Raw genomic sequence first — 5,029 nt, forward strand, 5'->3', positions numbered from 1 at the left:
CCACCCCTGCGCCTCCTGCCGGTGATCGCGGCGCCGTCGCGGCGGAAGCAACGCCGCCAACCGGTGCTGCGTCGGTGTCCGTCCCGCAGGCCCTGGCGGCCTCCGTTCCGTACATGACCCCCGGCAAACCGGTGGCGCCGGCCGCAGAAGCCCCAGCTCTTGGCGAGGAAATCCCGCTCGAGGCAGCGACCGAGCCTGCGGAGGCGGCGCCGGAAACGCCGCCACAGGCCGCGGTTGAGCCAACGGAGATCGCCGTTCCCGCGTGGATGCTGAGCCCGAATCAAGCCGAAGCCGCTGCGCCTACTTCGCCGGCGGAGCCGACGGTGCCCGCGATGCCTTTATCCCCGCAGCCCACGCGCCAGCCTTCCGCGCCGGCTACGCCGCCGCCGACAGGAGAGAGCGCGGCGTTCGTGGATGTCACGATTCGCAACACCTGCTCGCAGCCCATCACGGTCGAGGTGCCCGAGCCCTCGAACAAGCGCGTCACCATCAATCCGAGGAGCGAGACGATCATGAAGCTCGCGCCGTCCCCCTCTACGGCGGTGTCGGCGTGGTTTGGCGGGCGCGCGCAGGAGGCGGGGTCAGTTCACACGAGCTTCCATCCCGTGCGCGCCGGCGGAACGTGGATAGTCGAGCAAGCCGGTGCGACGGGGCTGACGATTCGAGAGGGCAGCTAGGCGGGTCTGCGAACACCAAGCGACCGAGTTGCGGCACTGAAGGGCGACTGCGGCGGACGTTTGGCGTGGTGGTGACTTCTGACGATGCGCGCGGCGCCTCGTGCGCAATCCGGCCCCGCTGCGCGCCGTCCCGGCCGATACGGCCCGACCCGCCCGAGATGAGCATCGGGCGGGCCGGCAAGCTGAGGCGTCCCGTCGAGATGGGAGCCATCGCAATAGTCCGGCAGCGAGGTCCACAACTGCTCTGGCCAAGCCGCGGATTACTGGATCTCGTTCGGCGCAGAAATCAGCGCCATGGCGGCGTAGAAGCTGAGCCGCATGTACTTGACGTGACCGTCCGCGAACATGATGGTCATCGAGATCGGGATGCTTGGCGGGGTGCCGCCCAACTCGACCGGGATGACGTGGTCGTTCTGGTACTCCTGGCTGTAGCCCTCGTGCGCGCCGTAGGATAGGCACCCACCCATCGGCTTCCACACCGGGTCGTCGAAGTTGCCCACAGCATTCGAGCAGGCCCAGTACTCCTGTGGGTCATCGGTGTCGTTGACGTAGCCGATGATGATGCAGGCATCCCACATCCGCCCGATGTCCTCGCCGTAAGTGCCTGCCGCGACTCCTGCGCCGTAGGGGTAGTGAACACAGCCCCACCAGTAGGAACCGCACCACTCCCAGCTATACCCGTCGTAGTCGGAGCCGGGGTTGACGTTACCGACCTTGCGCACGCCGACGGCGGGTCCGGAGGTCAGGACTTGGGTCGTGATCCTGAACCAGTCTGCCCGCCGCATCAGGGTCGGACACTGGAACAAGTCGAGGCTCTTGACGTACGGTGTCAGCACGTCCGCCAACTGCCAGTAGTCCAGAGAACCGAGGTTGGCCGCATTGGCCGCCGCCCGCGTGAGCGACCCGTTGGCCGCGTCAATCGGGTGCGCCGTTGCCTCGTCGCCACTGCCGTTGGCCGCCGGCAGCACCTCGTCATAGTCCTGCGCGTACATCAGCGCCGCCAGTGCGATCTGCTTACAGTTCGAGATACACGTCGCCTTTCTCGCCGCCTCCCGCGCTCGAGCGAACACGGGGAACAGGATGGCGGCGAGGATTGCGATTATCGCAATCACAACCAGCAACTCGATCAGGGTGAAGCCGCGATTCTTCCGCATATGACCTGCCTCCTTTTTCGTCATGCGAAAGCCGTTTGCTCACCGACCAGATATGACAGCTCGATGCCCTGTAGTCTTCCTCACCTCCTTGCGGGCGCATAGTCGCGCAGTTGTTCCGTTTCATGCCAAGCCAAATGCGGCCGCGTGAAACGCCTGCCGCAACCGCGGATAGGTCGCCTGGCGCATGCGTGACACGCTTGGTCGCATCGGCGCGAGAACCGACGCTTGCTCCGATTCGGCCGCTTCAGCCGTATTCCGAGTTGGATTGCCGCTCGGAGCGGCCCACTAAGGGAAGAGGTTCACCATTTGGCGGCGACTTCCCTGCACGTCTCCGACGCGGTTGTGGCTTTTCTGCCCGGTTGGGTTTCTTGCGGCACCACGGCCTCTAGGGGGCTGGATAAAGGGTGAATCCTCGCCCAGAAGCACGGACTCCGATGACTTGGGCTTCGGTCCGGGGCGGATCCGAGCGGGTGTGAGCGGCGTAGCTGTGCATGGCGGAGTCATGGTACGATGTGGCTGCCAGGGAACTGAGAAGCGACGGATTCCGTTGCGCGTGAGGTGCGGGGAGAAGGAGGCTGTGAAATGGGTGATGACTGCAAGGCCCCTAAGGCGGTCACGACGTGCTCTCGGCCGGAGATACCGCTGTGGTGTATCGGCTGGCTGTTCACGATCGGGTATCTCAAGCTGACGTTCTGGAAGGCGGTGCTCGCGCTCGTCATCTGGCCGTACTACATAGGGGTCGCTGTGAGATGACGCGGGGCAGGTGAGTCGCACGATGGGGCAGCGGGGTGCCGGAAGCGTCGGGCCTCAGCGCTCCTAAGACCAATCAGGGAAGCGGATCACGGGCCAGCCGTGATGTGTCTCGCTTCGAGTCTTGATTGACCCCGCGTATCCTGTGGTGATGCTCACGGCGAGTGGAAACGGCCCGACCTGGAGCGCTCTTCCCCGCGCGGGAGACGGAGGATGGGGTGGTGGGCCGTGCATGATAGAAGCGATAACCTTTCCGCCGGTGGGGATCGAGGCTGAGATCGTGGTTGCCGGGTGGTCGCGGGCGCGCGCTTGGCGCATAAGGAAAGGAAACCCGGTCGCTTGACCGTCGTCTCTGGCGCCAAGCGGGCTAAGATCGCTGGTTCGAATCGCGGCAAGCTCGCCCGCGCAGCGCGCGAACCGTCACCAGCCACCAGCCCGCCACCAGGCTCTGCCAGCGACTGGACGCACCAGCCGGCGCACACGCTTGACGCGTGCCGAAGACTCCGCTACTGCGGCTGCAGGCTGAAGTTGACGTAAGTTGTATTGCCGGCGGTGACGATGACGCCCTTCTTCGCCTGTGGCAGGTAGCCGGGCCGGCTCGCCTGCATAACGTAGGTCCCCGGCGGCAGGTCGGCGTTGATCTCATAGATTCCCCACGGGGCGGTGGTCGTAGTCGTCGCCCAGATGATACCCCCGCTGCGGGCGAATACGGTCGCCCCGATGAGGTTCGCGCCGGTCACCCGGTTCTTCACCTGCCCTTTAAGCTTGCCAGACACCGACAGGTTGAAGTTGACGTAGGTATAGGCAGCTTCGGATATCGTAATGTTATGCTTAGTCTGGCGGACATAACCGGCCTTGGAGGCGACCGCAGTGTAGGTGCCCGCCGCCAATCCGCCCACTTGGTAGATGCCCCTTGCATCAGTGGTCGTCGTTGCCCTAAGCACATCCGCCTGATACACCTTCACCGTCGCACCCGCTAGGTTCGTCGTTGTGCCCGCCTGTCTGACTTGTCCCTTCAGGAGCGGGTCCAGATTGAAGTTCACGATGCTCGTCGCACCCGCGGTGACGACGATTCCCTTCTTGGCCTGCGACAGGTAGCCGGGCTGGCTCGCCTGCATAACGTAGGTCCCCGGCGGCAGGTCGGCGTTGATCTCATATACGGCCCAGTCCTTGGCTCTGGTCTTCGCCCAGGTGATGCCGCCGCTGCGCGCGAAAACGGTCGCGCCGGGCAGGTTCCTGCCCGTGGTCCTGTCCTTGACCTGGCCCTTGAGTCTGCCCGAAACGGCCAGGAAGAAGTTGCGGTTCGTTACGCTGCCGGCGGCGATCGGCACGTCAAGCTTGAACTGTCGGACGTAGCCCGCGTGGGAGGCTACCGCATCGTAAGTACCATCCGGGAGCCCGCCGATCCGATAGATGCCGCCACCGTCGGTGTTTGCGCTAGCCTTTAGCACATTGCCCTGATAGACGCGCACCGTCGCCCCGGCGAGGTAAGTGGTGGTGCCCGCTTGGCTTACCTGCCCCGTCAACTGCACAGGGTAAAGGTTGAAATTGACGTATTGGCCGTCCTGGCCCGGCGTAATCCGCACATCGGACTTGCTCTGGTTGCCATAGCCAGCCTTGCCTGCCGTCAGAACGTACGCGCCAGGCAACAGGTTTGGCACTGAGTACAACCCGGTGAGCCCCGTCACGTCCGAGCCCTTCAGAGTCCCCTCTTGACGCGCTTCGACTGTCGCGCCAGGAAGGTTAGTGGTCGTGCCGCGCCGGCGCACCTGGCCAGCCACGTCGCCGCGGCCGCCGCCGACCACAAGGCCCCATCCGTTATCCGCCACGTAGGCGTACCCGCCCGCGACCGCTACACTGTAGACATTGCCCGGCGTGTCTAAGTAACCGACCTCGACCGGCGCCGCCGGGTTCGTGATGTCAATCACCCTGAGACCGGCATTATAATCCCCGACGTAGGCGTACCCGTCCGCGACCGCCACTCCCACGGCCAGGCTTGGCGTGTCTAGGTAACCGACCTCCACCGGTGCCGCGGGGTTGGAGGTGTCAACCACTGTTAGACCAAACCAATCCGCGACGTAGGCGTACCCGTCAGCAACCGCCACCCCATAGGTGTACCCAGGCGTGTCACAAGAGCCCACCTCGAGGGGCGCCGCGGGGTCGGAGACGTCAATCACCCGCAGGCGGCCATATACATCCGCGACGTAGGCATACCCGCTCGCCAGTGCTATGCCATAGGCCAAGTCAGGCGGGTGGCAGGAGCCGACCTCGACCGGCGCCGCGGCGTTCGAAACGTCGATCACGCGCAGTCCGCTGGCACCATCCGCGACGTAGGCATACCCGCCCGCAACCGCCACATGATAGGCAGTGCCCGGCGTGTCAAGAAAGCCCACCTCCAGGGGCGCCGCGGGGTCGGAAACGTCAATCACCCGCAGGCCGGCAGACCCA

4 protein-coding genes are annotated in these 5,029 nt (G+C 65.0%); 2 read left to right on the plus strand and 2 right to left on the minus strand.

The window, feature by feature from the left end; all coding sequences use genetic code 11:
• Nucleotides 1-677 (plus strand): hypothetical protein (locus tag JSV65_10385; protein ID UCH33000.1); only part of this gene is annotated, 677 nt, incomplete at its 5' end.
• 260 nt (nucleotides 678-937) lie between these two features.
• Here the strand turns inward: JSV65_10385 and JSV65_10390 are convergent.
• Nucleotides 938-1,855 carry a prepilin-type N-terminal cleavage/methylation domain-containing protein gene (locus JSV65_10390; protein UCH33001.1) on the minus strand — a complete coding sequence of 306 codons (918 nt, stop codon included), beginning with the start codon at nucleotides 1,853-1,855 and terminating at the stop codon, nucleotides 938-940.
• A 558-nt stretch (nucleotides 1,856-2,413) separates the two neighbouring features.
• On the opposite strand from JSV65_10390, the gene JSV65_10395 reads away from it, so the two are divergent.
• Nucleotides 2,414-2,584, plus strand: a complete 171-nt coding sequence (locus tag JSV65_10395; GenBank protein UCH33002.1) for a hypothetical protein — start codon at nucleotides 2,414-2,416, stop codon at nucleotides 2,582-2,584.
• Between the two features lie 503 nt (nucleotides 2,585-3,087).
• Here the strand turns inward: JSV65_10395 and JSV65_10400 are convergent.
• Nucleotides 3,088-5,029 (minus strand): carboxypeptidase regulatory-like domain-containing protein (locus tag JSV65_10400; GenBank protein ID UCH33003.1); only part of this gene is annotated, 1,942 nt, incomplete at its 5' end.

This window comes from Armatimonadota bacterium (assembly GCA_020354555.1).
Classification (GTDB): domain Bacteria; phylum Armatimonadota; class Hebobacteria.

Bases quoted from the DNA above. Each gene is read 5' to 3' on its own strand.
- JSV65_10390 (UCH33001.1), bottom strand. From the start codon at position 1,855: ATGACGAAAAAGGAGGCAGGTCATATGCGGAAGAATCGCGGCTTCACC.
- JSV65_10395 (UCH33002.1), top strand. From the start codon at position 2,414: ATGGGTGATGACTGCAAGGCCCCTAAGGCGGTCACGACGTGCTCTCGG.